The organism is Sneathiella sp. (assembly GCF_047631475.1).
GTDB lineage: Bacteria > Pseudomonadota > Alphaproteobacteria > Sneathiellales > Sneathiellaceae > Sneathiella.
The window spans coordinates 1-20157 of the sequence record NZ_JBLHZT010000030.1 but is presented as its reverse complement, the minus strand read 5'-3'; the positions used below and the strand labels follow the sequence as shown (position 1 = coordinate 20157).

16 protein-coding genes are annotated in these 20157 nt (G+C 47.7%); 6 read left to right on the top strand and 10 right to left on the bottom strand.

The window, feature by feature from the left end; genetic code table 11:
* The first annotated feature begins 42 nt into the window (after positions 1–42).
* Both ACJAYR_RS12610 and ACJAYR_RS12605 read left to right on the top strand, forming a co-directional pair.
* Positions 43–1476: a gamma-glutamyltransferase gene (locus tag ACJAYR_RS12610; RefSeq protein ID WP_415236928.1), complete on the top strand. Its 1434-nt coding sequence runs from the start codon at positions 43–45 to the stop codon at positions 1474–1476.
* Between the two features lie 24 nt (positions 1477–1500).
* Positions 1501–2649, top strand: coding sequence for a pyridoxal phosphate-dependent aminotransferase (locus ACJAYR_RS12605; protein WP_415236927.1), 1149 nt, complete (start codon positions 1501–1503; stop codon positions 2647–2649).
* A gap of 135 nt (positions 2650–2784) precedes the next feature.
* Here the strand turns inward: ACJAYR_RS12605 and ACJAYR_RS12600 are convergent, their stop codons facing one another.
* A complete protein-coding gene (locus tag ACJAYR_RS12600; protein WP_415236926.1) occupies positions 2785–5559 on the bottom strand; it encodes an Rne/Rng family ribonuclease in 2775 nt (924 codons plus the stop codon).
* Between the two features lie 463 nt (positions 5560–6022).
* Here ACJAYR_RS12600 and ACJAYR_RS12595 point away from each other — a divergent pair, with 463 nt between their 5' ends.
* The 3 genes from ACJAYR_RS12595 (at position 6023) to prfB (ending at position 10927) form a co-directional block, all read left to right on the top strand.
* Entirely contained in the window at positions 6023–7210 is a 1188-nt protein-coding gene (locus ACJAYR_RS12595; protein ID WP_415236925.1) for an N-acetylmuramoyl-L-alanine amidase, read from the top strand.
* 112 nt (positions 7211–7322) lie between these two features.
* A complete protein-coding gene (locus ACJAYR_RS12590) occupies positions 7323–9758 on the top strand; it encodes a penicillin-binding protein 1A (RefSeq protein ID WP_415236924.1) in 2436 nt (811 codons plus the stop codon).
* A gap of 61 nt (positions 9759–9819) precedes the next feature.
* A protein-coding gene (gene prfB, locus ACJAYR_RS12585; RefSeq protein WP_415236923.1) for a peptide chain release factor 2 occupies positions 9820–10927 on the top strand; the annotation gives its coding sequence in 2 pieces (ribosomal slippage) (positions 9820–9888 and positions 9890–10927; 1107 coding nt in all).
* Between the two features lie 39 nt (positions 10928–10966).
* Here prfB and ACJAYR_RS12580 read toward each other — a convergent pair.
* From ACJAYR_RS12580 to purC, 9 genes are all read right to left on the bottom strand, one after another.
* On the bottom strand, positions 10967–11707 hold the full coding sequence (locus ACJAYR_RS12580; protein ID WP_415236922.1) for a substrate-binding periplasmic protein: 741 nt from the start codon (positions 11705–11707) through the stop codon (positions 10967–10969).
* A 956-nt stretch (positions 11708–12663) separates the two neighbouring features.
* Positions 12664–13638 (bottom strand): nucleoside recognition domain-containing protein, encoded by a 975-nt coding sequence (locus tag ACJAYR_RS12575; RefSeq protein WP_415236921.1) that lies wholly within the window; start codon positions 13636–13638, stop codon positions 12664–12666.
* 5 nt (positions 13639–13643) lie between these two features.
* Entirely contained in the window at positions 13644–14675 is a 1032-nt protein-coding gene (locus ACJAYR_RS12570) for an alpha/beta hydrolase (protein WP_415236920.1), read from the bottom strand.
* Between the two features lie 165 nt (positions 14676–14840).
* Positions 14841–15179 (bottom strand): Grx4 family monothiol glutaredoxin, encoded by a 339-nt coding sequence (gene grxD / locus ACJAYR_RS12565; protein ID WP_169545484.1) that lies wholly within the window; start codon positions 15177–15179, stop codon positions 14841–14843.
* Between the two features lie 31 nt (positions 15180–15210).
* Positions 15211–15447 (bottom strand): BolA family protein, encoded by a 237-nt coding sequence (locus tag ACJAYR_RS12560; protein WP_169545485.1) that lies wholly within the window; start codon positions 15445–15447, stop codon positions 15211–15213.
* 6 nt (positions 15448–15453) lie between these two features.
* Positions 15454–17661 (bottom strand): phosphoribosylformylglycinamidine synthase subunit PurL, encoded by a 2208-nt coding sequence (gene purL / locus ACJAYR_RS12555; protein ID WP_415236919.1) that lies wholly within the window; start codon positions 17659–17661, stop codon positions 15454–15456.
* A gap of 8 nt (positions 17662–17669) precedes the next feature.
* The gene (gene purQ / locus ACJAYR_RS12550; RefSeq protein ID WP_415236918.1) at positions 17670–18359 is read right to left on the bottom strand and encodes a phosphoribosylformylglycinamidine synthase subunit PurQ; all 690 of its coding nucleotides are present in this window, start codon (positions 18357–18359) and stop codon (positions 17670–17672) included.
* A 24-nt stretch (positions 18360–18383) separates the two neighbouring features.
* A complete protein-coding gene (gene purS / locus ACJAYR_RS12545; protein ID WP_169545488.1) occupies positions 18384–18626 on the bottom strand; it encodes a phosphoribosylformylglycinamidine synthase subunit PurS in 243 nt (80 codons plus the stop codon).
* Positions 18627–18676: 50 nt separating this feature from the next.
* Complete coding sequence (gene purC, locus ACJAYR_RS12540; RefSeq protein ID WP_169545489.1) at positions 18677–19441, bottom strand: phosphoribosylaminoimidazolesuccinocarboxamide synthase; 765 nt, start codon at positions 19439–19441, stop codon at positions 18677–18679.
* Positions 19442–19747: 306 nt separating this feature from the next.
* On the opposite strand from purC, the gene ACJAYR_RS12535 reads away from it, so the two are divergent.
* Entirely contained in the window at positions 19748–20068 is a 321-nt protein-coding gene (locus ACJAYR_RS12535) for a DUF1476 domain-containing protein (protein WP_415236917.1), read from the top strand.
* The last annotated feature ends 89 nt before the right edge of the window (positions 20069–20157 follow it).

The following is a 20157-nucleotide window of genomic DNA, read 5'->3' as shown; positions in this document are numbered from 1 at the left end:
AAGAACAGAACCGGCCCACGTCAATGGTTGAGGAAAACCAGTTTGTTATTAGCCGGTGGCGTCTTTCTACTTTCGGCCTGCGATACGCCAGCAACGAAACAGGTCGGGGAAATCGACAGTGTTGATGGACCTTTGGGTGGCGCAGCCTCAGACGAGCCCCGGGCGACCTTAATCGCGCAGGATATTCTATCCGCAGGCGGGACCGCTGCTGATGCGGCCACCGCACTTTATTTTACCTTGGCAGTGACCTATCCTATTGCTGGATCACTTGGCGGTGGCGGTGAATGCATTGTTTATAACAACGAGAAAAACCGTCTGGAGAATTTGAAATTTCCGGTCGGTGTCCCGGCTGCGGGCGGGAGTGTTGGAATTCCCGGTAACATTCGGGGCTTTGCCGCCCTGCATGCGCGCTATGGTCGCTTCGAATGGTCCGCCCTGCTGTCTTACGCCGAAAAGTTTGCCAATTTTGGAGAGAATATCTCTCGGGCCCAAAGTATGGCAATGATTTCAAGCAGTGCTAAATTCCGTCTCGGTTCCCGGCTTCAGGAAATCTATATGGATGAAAAGGGCGACTTCAAAAAAGAAGGCGAAAAGATCCAGCAAATCCGGTTAGCCAGTGTACTGACAACCTTGCGAACAAATGGCGGGGCGCATTTCTATAGCGGAAATCTTGCGCGATCATTTACAGAAGATGCGAATGCCATCGGTGGGGCCATTACCAAAAAGGATATGTTTAATTATCGGCCAACATGGGAAACAGCGATTACCTTCAATGTTGATGCCAACACAGTCGGCGTTTCAAACAGTCCTTATGGCGAGTTATTTAAAAACGTTTGGACAGACACTTTTGAAGGCAAAGGGTTTCTGTACCTTTCAGATGATGTCACGTTACCGAAATTGATCGAGTCAAACGGTAAGAATTTTTCAAAATACCAATCCCATTCTCCCTTTGTGTCGCATGCGACAACATCTTTTGTAACCTCTGACAATGAAGGAAATGCAGTTTCCTGTGTTGTTGGCATGAAAAAGCCGTTCGGAACCGGTTTTGCCGGCGGCATTACCGGAATTGTCATGGCACCTGTGGTCCCGGATGAAAAAGCTGAATTCCCGACCACACCGATCCTGATGGTGAACGAACCCAATAAGGACTTTTACTTTGCCAGCGCAGCGTCTGGCGGGGCGGCAGGAACGGTTGCTTCTGTTTATACAGCACTTCAGGTATTCGCGAACGAGAATAACCTGGAAGCAGCCATCAGTGCTCCGCGAGCGTTTACAATGGGGCCAGGCTTACCTTTGTTATTTGAAAGCCAAAACGATCGGTCGCTGATATCTTCTCTTGCCGGAACGCATCCGGTTCAGTTAGAGGTTGAACGTCTGGGACGCGTGAATGCAATTCACTGCAAAAACGGCAAACTGTTTAACTGTCAGTCCTATACCGATCCAAGAGGGTATGGCCTGTCGATGATCCGGCGTTAATCACGCATTTGCAAAGGTATAACCGTGACTTATCCGTCTCGGGGAAAGCTTTCCCCATTTTTCGCTATGGAAGTATTGAAATCAGCTAACCAGAGGGAGGCCGAAGGCAAAACTGTCTTTCATATGGAAATCGGGCAACCCGCAACATCTGCGCCGTTGGCTGTGAAAGAAGCGGCCGCCAAGGCCCTCCATGGTCAGCCCATCGGATATACTGAAGCGCTGGGCATCCCGCCTTTGCGGGCAGCTATCGCCAATCATTATAGTGAAATGTACGGGCTGGATGTCGATCCGTCCCGGGTTGTTGTAACGACAGGATCCTCGGGTGGATTTCTGCTGTCCTTTTTAAGTTTATTTGCAGCCAATGACCGGGTTCTTCTGGCAGAACCTGGTTACCCTGCCTACCGGAATATTCTGCAATCTCTGGATATCGTTCCTGTCGGCCTTCCCTGTGGGCATGAAACCAATTTCCAACCAACACCACAATTAATCGATGCGGTGCCGGGAAAACTCAACGGCCTGCTGGTTGCCAGCCCTGCCAATCCAACTGGTACAATGCTTACGCCAACTGAATTAAACGCATTGGTTCAGTATTGTGATGAAAAACAGATGCATTTCATTTCCGATGAAATCTATCACGGCCTGACTTACGGCACGGAAACAGTCTCTGCGCTCTCATTTTCTGAAAATGCAGTCATTATTAACTCATTTTCCAAGTATTTCTCCATGACAGGGTGGCGGCTTGGCTGGATGGTCGTGCCGGAAGCATTGGTCCCGCGGATCGAAAAAATTGCTCAAAGCCTGTTCATATCGGCACCTGCTTTAAGCCAGTATGCGGCGCTGGCAGCCTTTGATTGCACAGATGAGCTGGAAGAGTATAAAACGAATTACGAAAAAAACCGGCGCCTGTTGCTGGACGAACTTCCTGCTATGGGGCTTGATAAATTAGCAGCGGCCGATGGTGCTTTTTATATCTACGCTGACGTTCGTCATTTAACGGATGACAGCATGGTGTTCTGTCAGGAAATGTTGGAAGGATGCGGTGTTGCGGCTACTCCCGGTCTGGATTTTGATCCTGTTCGGGGCAAGCATTATGTCCGGTTCTCTTTTGCTGGTGCGACAGACGTCATTGAAAAAGCGGTTGAAGCCTTAAGGCTCTGGCTTGCAAAACGATAACCTGAACTTTGATTATCTGAACATCGATAAACTGATTAGTGGGTTTTTGAAAAAAACGACCCTCTAAACAAACAGTAATAGAAATCAAAAAAGGCGCCGTGAAAGGCGCCTTTTTTATTAAGTTTTATCAATTTGTCAGCTTTTACGGCGCCACCAGCCAGACCGGCGAGGGCCTTTTGGTTTTGCTGGTTCTTCAGGTTCAGAAGAAACAGGAGATGTTTCTGGAACCTCTGTAATAACCGGTTCAGCCTTCACTTCAGGCGTGTTGGCAACTGAAGGTGTTTCAACTTTTTCTTTTCTCGCCCGCGTGCGTTTTGGTTTTACAGTCGCTTCCGCAGGGGCCGTATCACTTTCCGCAGCCGGAGACGACACATTTGTCACCACTGTTTCTGAAGCCACCGCTGAAGTTTTTACGTTCGCTTCAGAAGTCGGTTCAGCAGTTTCGCCACTCTTTTTACGGGGTGAACGGCGCCTTCGGGGACGCACCTTTTCAGGTTGTTCTTCAGGGGCCTCTTCCGACGGTTGCTGGACAGTAGAAGCCTCAGCCTCTGTTGCAGGAGCCTCTGCAGATACTGTTTCGGTATCATCACCGGCAGTATCCGGTTTTTTACGAGTACGTGGTCTGCGGCGACGTGGCGTTTTCGGCTTTTCAGCGTCCTCGCTCGTCTCCCCTGATTTCGACGTTGGTGTTTCATCCGAAGGTTCATCTGAATCACCAGATTTCAGAATAATACCGCCTTCATCTGTTTCGGGCATGGTAATCGGAATAAGAAGGACTTCCTGATTTTCCGGGTTTTCAGTGGCCACTATGGCTTGGTTTTCATCACCATTTTCAGAAGAAGGCTGACGTGACCGACGACGACCACCCCGTTTTCCACGGCGGCGTTTGCGCGGTTCTTCATCCGTTTCCTCAGATTTTGCTTCTGACTTATCGGACTCGTTTTCTTCTGACGTTTCAACGTTTTCAGCATTACCATCGGCATCGTCACGTGGCTTCCTCCGCCTGCGACGACGACGACGTTTAGCTGAGTTGCTTTCGCTCTCTTCGCTATCCGCTGTGTCCTCAGTGGGTTCGTCTTCTTCTTCTGGTTCTGAAACAGCAGGAGGAAGAACAGACTGGGTCGGTGCGTTTGGCTTGCCACGTTCGCGTTCAATCTGGTGATCGTTCAAATTGGTTGTTGGATCCGCAAGAATGACAATTGTCAAACCATACAAACCTTCGAGTTCCTGAATGACACCACGTTTCTGGTTGAGCAGATAAATTGCAACATCCGTATGAACCGTAATTGTAATCTTGGCACTCCGCTCACGAACCCCTTCTTCTTCAAGGGCGCGAATGATCAGCAATGCTGTCGATTCAATTGAACGAACGAAACCGGAGCCACCACAGGTATGGCAGATATTTGTACTTGCTTCGAGGAAAGATGGACGCAGACGCTGACGCGACATTTCCATAAGTCCGAACGGACTGATGCGACCAACCTGGATCCGTGCCCGATCAGATTTCAGACAATCTTTCATCCGACGTTCAACCGCTTTGTTATTCCGGTTGTCGTCCATATCGATAAAATCGATAACGATCAGACCAGCAAGGTCACGCAGTCTAAGCTGACGGGAAATCTCTTCAGCCGCTTCCAGATTTGTTTTAAGAGCTGTTTCCTCGATGCTTCTTTCTTTCGTCGCCTTACCAGAGTTGACGTCGATTGAAACAAGCGCTTCGGTAGGATTGATAACAATATAACCGCCGGATTTCAGATGAACTTCCGGTAAATACATTGATGCAAACTGCTGCTCCACCTGAAAACGATGGAATAGGGGAATACGATCCCTGTAAGGCTGAACTTTCTTGGCATGGCTTGGCATCAGCTTGCGCATGAAGTCCTTGGCAATCCGATAGCCGTTATCGCCTTCAATCAGGATTTCGCTGACCTCTTTAGAATACAGGTCGCGAATAGAACGTTTGATCAGATTTGCTTCTTCGTAAACGCAGCAGGGGGCAATGGATTTCAGCGTTGTCTCGCGAATATCGTCCCAAAGACGCATCAGGAATTCATAATCCCGGCGAATTTCCACTTTTGTCCGGTTTAGACCGGCTGTTCTGATAATGACGCCAATCCCATCCGGAACATCAAGCTCCGACGCGATTTTCTTTAATCTCTTGCGATCCGCAGGGTTACTGATTTTACGGCTGATACCACCACCGCGGCCCGTATTTGGCATAAGCACGCTATAACGGCCGGGTAATGAAATATAAGTGGTTAGTGCGGCGCCTTTATTGCCCCGTTCTTCCTTAACAACCTGGACCAACAGGATCTGTCGGCGCTTAATGACTTCCTGGATTTTATAGTGGCGTTTAACATTTACCTTGGGTGCAAGATCAACATCATCTTCGCCGCCGATATTCTCAACAGAATCGTCTTCGTCGTCTCCAACAGTTTCAAGACCGCCCAAAGTGTCGTCTTCATCATCGACAACACCTTCTTCATCGTCATCGTCGCTGGAGGCCGTTTCACTATTTTTTGCGGATGAATTATTTGGCTCGTCATCTGTATCAGACGGATCGGACGGCTCAGTGGAAGATTTTTCTTCCTCTTCGTCCTCTTTACTCAGCGCTTCTTTTTCAGCAACACTTTCCTGCTCAATCAGCTCTTCGCGGTCAGAAACCGGGATCTGATAATAATCAGGATGAATTTCGGAAAAGGGAAGGAAGCCGTGGCGATTTCCGCCATATTCCACAAACGCCGCCTGCAGCGACGGTTCTACTCTGGTTACTTTGGCAAGGTAGATATTGCCTTTTAGTTGTTTCTTCGAAGCAGTTTCATAATCAAACTCTTCAAGGCGAGTACCTTTAACGATTACGACGCGCGTCTCCTCATCGTGAGTCGCGTCGATTAGCATACGCGTAGCCATTTAAAAGCTCCGTCAGTTACAAATTTCCTGGTGAGACAGGGGCAAAGTAACCAAATTTTTTAAGGAAGTCGTTGGCGCCGGTCCCCCTCTAACCGGAGGGAAAGGAATGTCCTATTTAACTCTGGACCCTAAATCGGCTGCCGATCCCGCCAATGTATATCAAAGACGGAACAACTTCTGTTTCAACCATTTTTCTGCATTGTCTTTAGCGCTGTTTCCAGACGCTTTGGGGGATCGAAAAGTCGATGCCAGCAAAAGCTGTCGAAAACGGCGCCGCCTCCATATATTTTTATATTCGAGGACTGACCACAGAAACTCACACCCAGATGATAGTTACTTGGCAGCAACATAACAAACGAATAATTACATATGGTTAAAAAAACTTTTGACGAATAAGATGCTTTGGTCGATTGCCTACTAGTAGGCGTTTTGAGAGATGTCGTTTTACCAAGGGGTTCGTAGTTTGAGATATAGGCGTGTAACAGGTTTACTGAGTGTTCTGTTGCTTTGTTTTCTTTTTGGTGAAACAGCAATTGCAAAACCAGAAGTGACTTCTGTTCGGCTTGGTTTACACAAAGACAAAACCCGCTTTGTAATGGAGATGTCCGAGAAGCCGGAATACAATATCTTTTTCCTGCCCAACCCCTATCGTATAGTCATTGATATGCAGGAAGTTTCCTGGAAGCCGGGGAACAAAAAAGTTCGAAAAACAGGGGTTATCGAAAATTATCGTTACGGGTTGTTTCGTCAGGGTACGTCTCGGGTTGTGCTTGATTTGAACCGTCCAGTTAAGGTCCTTCGAAAAGTAATTCTTCCGCCCTCAGAAGGGAAGCCCTATCGGTTTTTCATTGATGTCCAGAAAACCGATAAGTCGACGTTCCAAACCGCCGTAACAGAATCTCGAAAACGTCAGGTAGCGATGACGGTTCCCGCCATTAAAACGGCGCCGCCCCCGAAAAATGAGAAGCAGTTAAACATTATTATTGATGCAGGGCATGGGGGCATTGACCCTGGGGCCATTGGCAAAAGCGGCGTTTATGAAAAACAGCTTACGTTGGCCGTGGCCCGCAAACTGAAGCAGAAACTATCACTGAACAAGCGATATCATATTTTGATGACCCGCTCCAACGACACCTTTGTCAGTTTGCGTGAACGGGTGAATTTTGCCCGAAAGAACGAAGCAGATCTGTTCATATCCATTCACGCCGATTCTATTGGCCGTTCAGACATCCGCGGATCGACTGTCTATACCCTGTCTGAAAATGCGTCGGATGACGAAGCGGCTGCCCTTGCGAATACAAACAATAAGTCGGATGTTATTGCCGGTGTGGATCTGGAGGAACAGGACGATACGGTTCAGGGAATCCTGATTGATCTTGCGCAGCGGGAGACGATGAATTTTTCAGTAAAATTTGCCAAGATGCTGATCCCAGAAATTGCCCGTTCAGGAATGAAAGTCGGTGGGCATTCCCATAGATTTGCAGGATTTCGGGTGTTGAAAGCACCGGATGTACCTTCGGTTCTGGTTGAGTTGGGATATCTTTCCAATAAAAAAGATGAACAGATTTTAAAATCCGAGATTGGTCAACGAAAGCTGGCAAACTCCATCGCATTGGCAGTCGATAAGTATTTTGAAGCAATCAAGCCTTAAAATCGCCACTCGGAACGCTAATATTAGCAATATAAACGAAAAATAGACAAAGTTGCCGTTAAGTATGCAGACGATAAAAATGCAAGCGTTCCTTTGTTAAGTGTTGAGCTCTATGAATAGATTTTTAAAAATATTTTTGATTTTGTCTGGTTTGGGTCTGCTGGGTCTTATAATCGGTGTGAGTGCGATTTTTTACGGATTCTGGCATTTCGGCAAAGGGTTACCCGATTACGACCAGCTTGCTGGCTACGAGCCTCCCGTTATGACACGGGTTCACGCCGCAGACGGTAGCCTGATTGCAGAATATGCGCGTCAACGGCGTCTTTTTGTTCCCGTGGATGCAATTCCAAAAAAGGTAAAACAAGCCTTTCTTGCAGCAGAAGATCAAAATTTCTATCAGCATATCGGAATTGATTTTCAGGGTATTGCCCGCGCCTTTTTCGTGAACCTTAAAAATCTGGGGCAGGGGCGCCGCTTGGTTGGAGCGTCAACAATTACCCAGCAGGTCGCAAAAAATATGTTGCTGACCAACGAAGTATCCTATGAACGCAAAGCAAAGGAAGCGATCCTTGCCATCCGAGTTGAACGGATCCTGCCGAAAGATCGCATTCTGGAACTGTATTTAAACGAAATTTATCTAGGACATCGGGCGTATGGTGTTGCGGCGGCGGCTCTTTACTATTTTGATAAATCGCTGAATGACCTGACAATTGCCGAAGCGGCGTATCTGGGGGCGCTTCCTAAGGCTCCGAACAACTATAGTCCCTTCCGTTTCCCGGAACGGGCGCTTGCGCGCAGAAACTGGGTTATCTCCAGAATGCTGGATGAGAAGTTTATTACAGCGGAAGAGGCGGCGGATGCAACAAACCAGCCACTGAATGTCAAGCAGGGCGGCGACGCGCAGGTGATTGAAGCCAAATGGTTCGTTGAGGAAGTCCGCCGGGAACTCTATACGCTTTATGGTGTTGAAGGGTTATATGACGGAGGTCTGTCCGTTCGAACAACCATGCAGACCTCACTACAGAAAATTGGTGAAAAAGCCCTTCGTGATGGCCTTCGCCGGTATGACCGCCGCCACGGTTGGCGCGGACCGGTTGCACAGATTAAAACGGAAGAAAACTGGATCGAGCAGCTTAAATCGGTGCCCCCTCCAAAAGGTCTTGGCGACTGGAAATTAGCTGTGGTCCTCGAAATGAGCAAAAATGAAGTGGCCATCGGGTTTGACACTGGCGCACAAGGCCGGATCGAATTACAGGACATGAAATGGGCACGGCCATGGCTGAAAGATCAACGCGTTGGTCCCGGCGTTTCAAAAGCATCCGATGTGGTTGCCGTCGGCGATGTTATCACGGTGACCCCGATAACAGGAGAACGGGCAAAAGAGGGGCTTTATAGCCTGGAACAGATACCCGATATTTCGGGCGGACTTGTGGCCATGGACCCTCATACAGGGCGCATTCTTGCACTCGTAGGTGGATGGGATGCTGACGCATCGGAATTCAACCGCGCGGTTCAGGCACGGCGCCAACCCGGATCCTCGTTCAAGCCATTTGTCTACGCAGCAGCATTGGATAACGGCTTTACGCCTGCCAGCAAAGTTATGGATGGACCCTTCGTTTTAAATCAGGAAAATGGCGATCGCTGGAAACCGTCCAACTATACAAAGAAATTTTACGGCCCCAGCACCTTGCGTCTGGGCCTTGAAAAATCCAGAAACCTTATGACGGTCCGATTGGCGCGTTCCATCGGAATGTCAACCGTCGCTGATTACGCCCAACGATTTGGCATCCACGATAATCTTCAGGAAACCCTGGCCATGTCATTGGGCGCCATGGAAACTACTCTGTTAAGAATGACAACGGCTTATTCAGAACTGGTAAATGGGGGTAAGGAAATTGCACCAACCCTGATCGACCGCGTTCAAAACCGCCGCGGTATTTCAATCTACCAACATGAAACACGGGCCTGCACTGGATGTCGTGCCAGCCTCTGGCAAGATCAGGAAGAACCGGAAATAGAAGATAATCGCAAACAGATTATTTCTCCTGCAACAGCCTATCAGGTTGTCTCTATGCTGGAAGGTGTTGTGCAAAGAGGAACGGGGCGTAAAGTTTCTGCCATCAAGAAACCACTGGCCGGCAAAACAGGGACTACCAATGAAGCGCGGGATGCATGGTTTGTTGGATTTTCGCCAGATCTGGCTGTCGGTATCTATATCGGTTTTGACACACCTAAAACGTTAGGCCCGAAAGAAGGCGGCGGTGGGGTTGCTTCTCCCGTTTTCCGGGATTTCATGCAGGAAGCCCTGAAAGACAAATCTGCTATTCCTTTTCGGGTGCCTGAAGGTATCCGCCTGGTTCGGGTTAATCAGACAACTGGAATGCCGGCAACCGCTGGTGACAGACAGGTCATCCTTGAAGCCTTCAAAACATCGGATGCCATCAAGGCCAATTCAGTACTCGATGGGTCAGATGGGGGTGGTCTTTCGATCATTTCCAACGATTTACCAAAAAATCCGGCAACACATGGCACAGGTGGTCTTTACTGATCGACAAGTTACCATTAGTTTCTCAAACCAAATCGAAATTCAAGAATGAAGTGGAATAAACATGCGCGCCGAACATCAGGCCGTTGTTGATGAAATCAAGCAGGCATTAGGACTGCTGAGGAGGCATCTTTGACTGGGAAAACGCCACAAGACGCCTCGAAGAGTTAAACTCGCTTGTCGAAGATCCCGATCTTTGGAACGACTCTTCCAAAGCACAGGCTCTGATGCGGGAACGGACCAATCTGGATACCGCCATTACCGCCTATAACCGAATTGTACAGGATCTGGACGATACGGTTGAGCTGATGGAGCTTTCGGAGATGGAGGAGGACGAAGAAACCCTTGGCGAAGCGGCTGAAGCCCTGCGTGAGTTGCAGGTTGAGGTGGATAAACGACGCCTCGAGAGTATGCTCTCCGGTGAAGTGGATGGGAACGACTGCTATCTTGAAATCCATGCCGGGGCGGGGGGAACCGAGTCTCAGGACTGGACCCAGATTTTGCTGCGCATGTATATGCGTTGGGCGGAACAGCATGGCTGTAAGGTTAAAACACTTGAAGAAAGTGCTGGCGAAGAGGCGGGCCTCAAGTCCGTAACGATCGAGATTTCTGGTGAGAATGCCTATGGATGGCTGAAAACGGAATCTGGTGTTCACCGGCTTGTCAGGATTTCTCCGTTTGATTCTAATGCCCGTCGCCATACCAGCTTTTCCTCGGTCGGTGTTTTTCCTGTGATCGATGACGATATTGACATCGAAATCGAAGAAAAAGATCTGCGTATTGATACTTACCGCGCGTCTGGCGCCGGTGGACAGCATGTGAACAGAACCGAGTCAGCGATCCGGATTACGCATGTTCCGACAAATGTTGTGGTTCAGTGCCAAAACGACCGCTCCCAGCATAAAAACAAGGCCTCCGCCATGAAAATGCTGAAGTCTCGATTATATGAGTTGGAACTTCAAAAACGTGAAGAAGCGGCACAGGAAACCCGCGGTCAGCAAACAGATATTGGTTGGGGGCATCAGATCAGGTCTTATGTGCTTCACCCTTATCAAATGGTCAAGGATTTGAGAACCGGCGTCGAAAAAGGAAACGCGCAGGGTGTTCTGGATGGCGATCTGGATGATTATCTTGCCGCCGCGCTATCCCAACGGGTGGGCGACGGAGAGTAAAAGATGTGGGGCCAGCGATGCATCAAATGGCTGGTCCCTCTAATTCACGGTCAGATATTCCGCCCGAATTCTACTATACAAACCGGATGATTTTATCGCCCGTAATCCACGATTAAACTCGTTTAGAACGCGGTCCCCGTCAGGGATCTTTCTGGAAATACAGACATAATTTGGCTGGGTAGAGATTTCTGAATAATCCAGCGGCAGCTCTAATCCCATCAAGTTCAAATCATATAAAATTATATCGCGATAGGCATATATATTCTTAACCCGGTCGCTTTCCAGCATCCGGATCAATTGTATTTCGTCTTTTACACCGACATTTTCTATGTCATTCTCATTAAGTTCTTTTTGCAGCACATACCCGGTTATGGTCGCAACTGTTTGTCCTTTCAGCTTGGAAAGGCTGTTAATCGACTGCTCTGCATTCTTTTTTTTGCGAAAAACACCCTGACTGATATTGCCAAGCATATCTGAAAAGAAAAAGCTGGTTTCCCGTTCTTCGCGATAACTGCAACCACATACCGCGTCATAATCACCGTTTTTCACGAGCGCCATGGCACGAGAAAACGGAAAAAAATCAAACGACGCTTTTCTGCCTTGGTTAGCCAATGCCGCTTTAATAACATCGACGTTCATACCTGAGGCGGTTTGATTTTTAAAATTATAAGGGGGGAAATGATTACAGGCGAATTTCAGATCCGGTGTTGTTTCAGACGCAGAAACAACAGAAACAAACCCTGAAGTGATCAACCCAATTAAAAATAATACTCTTTTCATGCAACTGCCGATCACTATGTAAGTTTCATATATGACATGCCGTTTATTCATTATTCTTCTTTTTTATTACATTTTCCAGTATTTTTTTTCATCTCCATTTTCTATATACTCTTTCATGCTTTAAATTATCTCTTATAAGTGGTTGATATTTAATTAATAAAAATGCATCAAAAAGCACTCGTCGATAGAATTTATAACATTATTATTTTGCTGATATTACAAAAAGTTACTTTTCAGATGCGCGTTATGGATGTGCGTTTTTGATGAAGCAGGCCAATTTGACAAGTAGAAACTCGAAAATTTTCATCCGTAACACAAACGCATAAAAGGGAAGAACGAGATGATTTTTTTAAAATCATCAATTTAGTTTTATCGTTCACCCTCATGAGGATAAGGCATTTTTCCACGTACCAATGGAAAAAAGGATCAGCAAAAACCGCGAATATTTTATTCGAACGTCTATTCGGGCCTGCCTATTTGATTGCATGGATACTTCCAAACTCCCCAACCCTGACTTAAAATACCAGAGGTTGGACAAACGGGCGCCCTATCGCTGAATAACAAAACTACAAAATATTGAATATTTTCCGCGTTTCTTATAGGCCAAGAAAGGCGTCGAGGATTGGTGCATATGGCCGCATTTTTTTTAAAAACAGGGGCGTCCTGAAGGCGCCCGCTCTCCCAAATTTGAAATCCGGTGATTTGGGAATGCCTGCGGGGTTCCGCTATTGTGGCACCTCTTTGGAATTGAATTAGACGCCCCCGCCACACGATAAAGTGTCTGGACTTCACGAAATTCATCCAGCGCCCCCTCCAATTCGAGTGTTACAACGCCGCATTTATGACCTTCACGATCAAGGAGTGAGGGCGCAGCGCATATCATCTTAACGTTTTAGCGGGACCGGACAAGCGTGGGGGAATTACCGGCCACGCAAACCGGCAGATTTTATGTCACCTTAGGGGCTACTCTTTCTACTGTACCAGTAGCGAAAGAAAGTCTTATCGGAAACACGCAGGACATAGAAACTGATAGGAAGGATTAGCAGAATTGAAATAACAAGCCGGCCAACCAGAACACCACTCCAATGCCCGCCATAGGCAATTGCAATAATCGTATCTTCAATAAGGCTATGGCACAGCCCCATAAAAATCATGGAGATAAATATACTTCTCGGCTGTAGGGCCCCTTTTTCAACTTCCCGCAAGATAAGCGCCCCTCCAAAAGAAAGACCCAGCAATATTCCAATCATCGCGAGGGGGGCCGCATTTGGCCCGACCCCCATGAGGCGCAGCGCGGGTGTTAAGGCCCGGGTAATAAGCTTTGTAATGCCAAGATATTCCAGAACACGAAGCAGGGTGATCAAAAACACGAGAACACCGAAAACTGAAATAAGACCGGTAAGAGAAGAGATACCCCACGCCATCCAGCTGGTATCACCCGTCTGGCTTCCCGCTGTGATCAATATGGTTGCCGGACCATCAAGAGCGCCAAAAAACTGATACACCACATGCATTATCCAACCATAAAATCCCGCAGCAAATACCCGAGTAAAAATAGAAAAAATAAGCGGTGTGCCAGTCTTTTTTACGATCGTCTGTTCCACAGGGAGGGCATGCGCAAAAAGCAGCATTCCTGCCAAAACGGTCATATTTTCTACGGTAAGATCCAAACCGGGGGCCAAGGTAACAAGGGCAGCCCCGGCACCATAAAGACCCACAATCAGGTTGGTCGCCAAAACAAGGGAAAGCTCTGCTGGAAGGCCGAACACTGACATGATAGGCGCACACCATTTACTGATGATTTCCACGACACCCAAACGAACACCGATTTCAACAATAACCATGACGGGAACCATGATTTTCAATAGGCCCCAATAGACAATGAGACTTTCCCGAAAGATTTCCTTTAATGCCTGAAGCACTGCATTCATTACCATCAATCCTTTGAAAATATCGTTTTCAAAGTGTCTGCAGCAGTCCGAATGGCTTTATCAGCGTCTTCTAACAGCCCACTTAACGACATAAAACCATGAACCATACCTTCATGCCGGATAACGCCCATGGGAACCCCCGCATTTTTTAATCGACTGGCATAGTCTTCCGCCTCATCTCGTAACGGATCGAACCCTGCAGTAATGATCAGGGCGGGCGCAAGCCCTTCAAGATTCTCTTTCAGTCCCGGTGAGGCTCTTTCATCATTCCAAAGGGCAGGATCAGGAAGATAGTGTCCTCTGTACCAATGCATTCGCTCGGCGGTTAAGAAAAATCCATTTGCAAACGTGCGATGGCTGGGCGCCGTAAAGTTGGCGTCTGTCGTTGGATAAAGCAACAACTGAAATACAGGCGAGGGGGTACCATTACGCAGTGTATCCTGCGCAACGACTGCCGCAAGGTTACCGCCAGAACTATCGCCGCCCACAGCAACCTTTCCGGTATCCAGACCTTTCGACTGGCCGTTCGAACGAGCCCAGTCAAAGGCAGCGTAGGCATCATCTACAGCAGCTGGAAAAGGATATTCCGGGGCCAGATGGTAATCAACGGACAAAACAGCAAAACCGCCATATTGAACAAGACGCCGACAAAGCCCGTCATGTGAATTGATTGACCCCCGAATAAACCCACCCCCATGAAAATAAACCAGAACCGGAAGCGGGCTATCATCAGTTTCTGGTTTATACAAACGAACAGGGATGTCGCCTAAGGGACCGTCAATCGTAAAATTTTCGATTGATCCCATGGGAACTGTCTCGCCAGATAGCAAGTCAGAAAGGCTCTCCATTTGAAGCCGTGTATTTTCGACAGTTTCCTCTTCAATGGGTAGGCTTTGTTTTTCAACGATGGAACATAAAAACTGTGCCTTTGCGTTCAGGAGTTGTTTGTCTTTCTTAATCCGCCGGCCAATATATAAAAGATTGAACAGCCCGTCGGGTAACGACGCAATGATTTTCACCAGTTTTTCTTGATTCACATTGCCCTCCAGAGTGCAAATTCCCCTATTTTCTGTCGGCAGAGTAGATTATTTTTTAATGACATCAACGTATTTTCGGCGAAATGTCAGCGGGATCTTTCGAATTTAGGTCAAAAAAAACGGTGCACTACGGCACCGTTTTTTGATCTCGTCAGGTATAGGCAATTATGCAGTTGCTTTGGCAACATTCTTTTCTTCAAGAATGCCCTGCAATTCACCTGTTTCAAACATTTCGCGCATAATGTCGCAACCGCCAAGAAACTCGCCTTTTACATAAAGCTGAGGGATGGTCGGCCATTCGCTATATTGTTTTATGCCGTCGCGAATGCTGGGGTCACTGAGGACATCAATGCTGTGAAACTTGACATTCAGGTGCGATAAAATCTGAACCGCTGTCGCTGAAAAACCGCATTGCGGGAAGATTGCCGTCCCTTTCATGAACAGGACAACATCGTTCGAGGACACTTCCTGTTTAATCCGTTCTTCGGTAGCTTGATCAAGCATTTGTAAGTCCTTCTTAAACTATTAACGTAATTTATGATTTAGGGGTTGAGGTCTGCAATGCAAGCGCATGCAGGTCACCGCCCATTTTCCCTTTGAGAGCGTCATACACCATTTGGTGTTGTTTGACACGTGGAATACCTTCAAAAGCCGAAGATTCAACCAGCGCAGCATAATGATCGCCATCACCCCGTAAATCTGTGATTTGTACGGAAGCACCCGGGATGCCTTCGAGAATGAGGCGTTCGATTTCACCTGCGTCCATTGCCATGCTTAATTACTCCTGCTCAACACTTTGTTTTACCATCAGATTTGGCAGCCAATTGCTGTGCACCTGACGGATATCTTCTACAGATATGTGCAGTTCACCTGCAATATTCAATTCATTATGACCGGTCGTTCCAATTATTTGAAGGGGAACGTTGGCATTCTTTGAATTTTCCAGAAGTTTCTGCGCATTTTCAGGCGATGCCGTCATTACATAACGACCCTGATCTTCTGCAAAAAGTGCGGCATGGGAAGGAAGATCCAGATCCAGATCAATCGTTGCACCCATCTTGCCGGCAAGCGCCATTTCACTCAATGCGACAGCCAAACCACCATCTGAAAGATCATGACACGCAGTTACCAGCCCTGTGTGAATTGCATTTCTAACGAAATCACCGTTTCTTTTTTCAACAGCAAGATCCATGCGAGGTGGTGCCCCTTCTTCACGGCCCTCGATTTCTCTGAGGTAAATAGACTGGCCCATGTCTCCCGATGTATCACCAACCAGAAGAACAACATCCCCTTCGTTTTTAAAAGCGATCGTCGCCATATGATCGGACTGTTTCAACAAACCGACACCGCCAATTGCCGGGGTCGGATGAATGCCGGTGCCGTTTGTTTCGTTATATAAGGACACATTTCCAGACACGACTGGATAATCCAGATCTGTGCAGGCTTTTCGCATCCCTTCAATACATCCAACAAACTGTCCCATAATTTCAGGACGTTCCGGATTTCCAAAATTCATGCAATCCGTAACCGCAAGAGGCTGGGCCCCGGTTGCGGTCAGGTTACGCCAGGTTTCCGCAATTGCCTGCGCGCCGCCGGTTTCTGGATCCACATAACAATACCGCGGTGTACAGTCTGTTGTGACAGCAAGCGCTTTATCTGTTCCGTGGATACGGACAACCGCGGCATCACCGCCAGGACGTTGAATGGTATCGCCCATCACCATATGGTCATACTGTTCCCAAATCCATTTTCGGCTGGCAATTTCAGAAGAGCCCATAATCGTCAGCAGGGCCTGTTTCAGATCCTTGCATTCGGTAACATCTGCGGCCTTGATTGGTGCAGGCACTTCTGTCTTTATCCAAGGACGATCATATTCCGGTGCGGCATCCGCCAACGGGGCAACCGGAAGGTCTGCGACCACATCACCAAACATGGTCAGGACCATGCGCCCTGTGTCAGTAACGGTTCCGATGACCGAGAAATCAAGTTCCCACTTGTCAAAAATTGCTTTTGCTTCTGCTTCCCGACCGGGTTTCAGAACCATCAACATTCTTTCCTGACTTTCCGACAGCATGATTTCATAAGGCGTCATGCCTTCTTCGCGCATCGGCACATGGTCAAGATCCAGCTGAATTCCAACGCCGCCTTTGTCTGCCATTTCGAAAGAAGAAGAGGTCAGACCGGCAGCCCCCATATCCTGAATAGCAACAATCGCGTCTGTTGCCATCAATTCGAGGCAGGCTTCCAGAAGGAGTTTTTCCGTGAACGGATCCCCAACCTGAACTGTCGGGCGTTTCTCTTCACTGTCATCATCGAATTCAGCTGAGGCCATCGTGGCGCCGTGAATACCATCCCGTCCGGTTTTTGATCCTACATACACAACCGGATTGCCGATACCGGCGGCGGCTGAATAGAAAATATTATCGGTATCAGCAAGACCAACGGTCATCGCATTTACCAGAATATTACCGTCATAAGACGCATGGAAATTGGTTTCACCGCCCACTGTTGGGATACCCATACAGTTGCCATATCCACCGATACCAGCAACAACACCAGACACGAGATGGCGTGTTTTGGGATGCTCTGGCCGGCCGAAACGAAGGGCATTCAGATTAGCAATCGGGCGGGCGCCCATTGTAAAGACATCCCGCATAATTCCGCCAACACCGGTCGCGGCGCCTTGATAGGGCTCGATATAGGACGGGTGGTTATGGCTTTCCATTTTAAAAATAGCAGCCTGGCCATCGCCAATATCAACCACACCGGCATTCTCCCCAGGTCCGCAAATGACCCAAGGGGCTTCTGTCGGTAGGGTTTTGAGCCATTTTTTGGAAGATTTATAGGAACAATGCTCACTCCACATTACAGAGAAGATCCCAAGTTCCGTCAGATTTGGTTCGCGTCCCAGAATTTCCAGAACCCGTTCATATTCGCTTTCGGATAAACCGTGTTCAGCGACAATTTCTTTTGTGATTTCGGTCATGTCGTCAATCAGTTCAGAGAATTGATAAGATTATCGAAGAAAACTTTGCCGTCCGTGCCACCAAGCTGGTCACTTATCAGGCGTTCAGGGTGAGGCATCAAACCAAGGATATTTCCAGCCTTGTTATAAACGCCGGCAATATTATTGCGCGAACCGTTTATGTTGCTCTCGTCTGAAACAACGCCATTTTCATCGGCATATTTAAAGGCAATCTGACCTTCACCTTCGAGCCGAGCAAGGGTCTCATCATCGGCAAAATAATTACCGTCATGATGGGCCACAGGAAAGCGGACAATATCACCTGAAGAAAAACCAGCTGAGAAGTTCCGGTTTTCGCCAACAACTTGCAAATGCACATCTTTACAAATGAAAGCCTGATTTGCATTGCGAAGCAACGCTCCGGGTAGCATTCCAGTTTCCGTGGCGACCTGAAATCCGTTGCAGACCCCAAGAACTGGCGTGCCGGAGGCCGCTTTTTTCACAACTTCTCTCATAATCGGTGAGTTCCCTGCGATTGCGCCACAACGCAAATAGTCGCCGTAGGAGAACCCGCCGGGAATGGCAATTAAATCGCATTCCGGCAATTGACTGTCTGCATGCCAGACCATAGCCGGGGCGGTACCCAAAGACTGTTCGATCGCAACTTTCATGTCACGGTCACAGTTGGACCCCGGAAAAACAATAACGACGGCCTTCATCGGTCTTTAGTCTCCCAGTAAAGGTTAGTCCAACAATTCAATGGAGTAATTTTCGATCACTGTATTGGCCAACAATTGTTTACACATCCTGTCGACAGTGTCCGGTGCTTCATTTTCTGAGATATTCCCCAGATCGAGTTCGATCACTTTCCCCTGACGGACATTGTTTGCCTGTTCAAAGCCCAGCCCGTGCAACGCATTTTCAATTGCCTTGCCTTGTGGATCCAGTACACCGTTCTTGAGTGAAATAGTAACGCGAGCTTTCATTTATCCTTACCTTCTTGAAATGCCCAAGAAAAAAGGCGCAAAAATGCGCCTTATTGAATTGCAGTAGAACCTTTAAGATCTCCGGGACCGCCCTCGGGCAGGATACCCAGCCGACGAGCGACTTCCTGATAGGCATCTTCAATCCCACCAAGATCCCGACGGAATCTGTCTTTATCCATTTTTTCGTTGGTCGCAATATCCCAAAGACGGCAGTTATCAGGGCTAATTTCATCGGCCAGAATAACCTGCACTTCATCGTCAGAATAAAGACGTCCAAATTCCAGTTTAAAATCGATCAGTTTAATGCCGATCCCAGTGAACAATCCGGTCAAAAAGTCATTGACCCGCAAAGACTGGTTCATGATGTCGTCAAGTTCCTGCGGCGTCGCCCAGCCAAAGGCTGTGACATGCTCTTCAGAAACAAGGGGGTCGTTCAGTTCATCGGACTTGAAGCAGTATTCAATGATGGTCCGCGGAAGGGCTGTGCCTTCTGTAATCCCCAAACGACTGCAAATAGAGCCTGCAGCGACATTCCGAACAATAACTTCCACAGGAATGATTTCGACTTCCCGGATCAATTGCTCGCGCATGTTCAGGCGCCGAATAAAGTGATTGTGAATACCGATCTCAGACAGGCGGTTCATCAGATGTTCTGAAATACGGTTATTAAGGACGCCTTTGCCGGTCACGGTGGATTTCTTCTCGCCGTTGAACGCAGTTGCATCGTCTTTAAAATATTGAACAAGGGTTCCTGGCTCTGGTCCTTCAAAAAGAACTTTTGCCTTGCCTTCGTAGACACGTCTACGTCGGGTCATGGACGTCACTCCAGCTATGGGGCTAAAAAAGCCAACAGTAAATAGGAAACGGCTGACTTGATCTGTCGCAATGACATGTCAACAAATCCGGTCTATCCGTCTTGAAATACCAGTGATTAGTGATTTCACGGGGAACATAGTTCAGTTATGCCGCAAACACAACAACTCGTAACACATTATGAGCGGATAATTTCAAAAAAAGTTCTTGTCGCTTTTTATAGAAATAACCATCTTACATGTTTAGTCTTGTGATAAGCTGTAATAACGGTATTTTCGGCACTGAAAAGTGACTTTAAGGGGTTAAGAATGTCAGGTTTGGACGATCTTGGTAAAACACATGAAAACAAGTTCGCGCATGATAGCGATCTTGAGTTCAAAGCAAACGCACGCCGCAACAAGCTTCTGGGTCAGTGGGCCGCAGAATTGATGGGTCTCTCTGGAGATGCCGTTGCCGCTTACGCAAAAGAAGTAATCACGGCAGATCTGGAAGAAAAAGGCGACGACGACGTCTTCCGTAAAATCCGTCGAGATTTCGATTCAAAAAATGTTGAAATGTCGGACCACCGCATTCGCCGGGAAATGGATGAATTGCTGGTGAAAGCCCGCGAACAGATCAAATCTGAATAGGGTTTGAAGGACAGTTCAAAAAAAGCCGGTTATAAAGACCGGCTTTTTTTATGCCAGTCGTCTCTGGACAGACGGTATAATACATGGGG

Excerpts from the sequence above, each read along its gene's own strand:
- ACJAYR_RS12600 (WP_415236926.1), bottom strand. The coding sequence starts at position 5,559 with ATGGCTACGCGTATGCTAATCGACGCGACTCACGATGAGGAGACGCGC.
- ACJAYR_RS12590 (WP_415236924.1), top strand. The coding sequence starts at position 7,323 with ATGAATAGATTTTTAAAAATATTTTTGATTTTGTCTGGTTTGGGTCTG.
- ACJAYR_RS12580 (WP_415236922.1), bottom strand. The coding sequence starts at position 11,707 with ATGAAAAGAGTATTATTTTTAATTGGGTTGATCACTTCAGGGTTTGTT.
- ACJAYR_RS12575 (WP_415236921.1), bottom strand. The coding sequence starts at position 13,638 with ATGAATGCAGTGCTTCAGGCATTAAAGGAAATCTTTCGGGAAAGTCTC.
- grxD (WP_169545484.1), bottom strand. The coding sequence starts at position 15,179 with ATGCTTGATCAAGCTACCGAAGAACGGATTAAACAGGAAGTGTCCTCG.
- ACJAYR_RS12560 (WP_169545485.1), bottom strand. The coding sequence starts at position 15,447 with ATGGCAATGGACGCAGGTGAAATCGAACGCCTCATTCTCGAAGGCATC.
- purL (WP_415236919.1), bottom strand. The coding sequence starts at position 17,661 with ATGACCGAAATCACAAAAGAAATTGTCGCTGAACACGGTTTATCCGAA.
- purQ (WP_415236918.1), bottom strand. The coding sequence starts at position 18,359 with ATGAAGGCCGTCGTTATTGTTTTTCCGGGGTCCAACTGTGACCGTGAC.
- purS (WP_169545488.1), bottom strand. The coding sequence starts at position 18,626 with ATGAAAGCTCGCGTTACTATTTCACTCAAGAACGGTGTACTGGATCCA.
- purC (WP_169545489.1), bottom strand. The coding sequence starts at position 19,441 with ATGACCCGACGTAGACGTGTCTACGAAGGCAAGGCAAAAGTTCTTTTT.
- ACJAYR_RS12535 (WP_415236917.1), top strand. The coding sequence starts at position 19,748 with ATGTCAGGTTTGGACGATCTTGGTAAAACACATGAAAACAAGTTCGCG.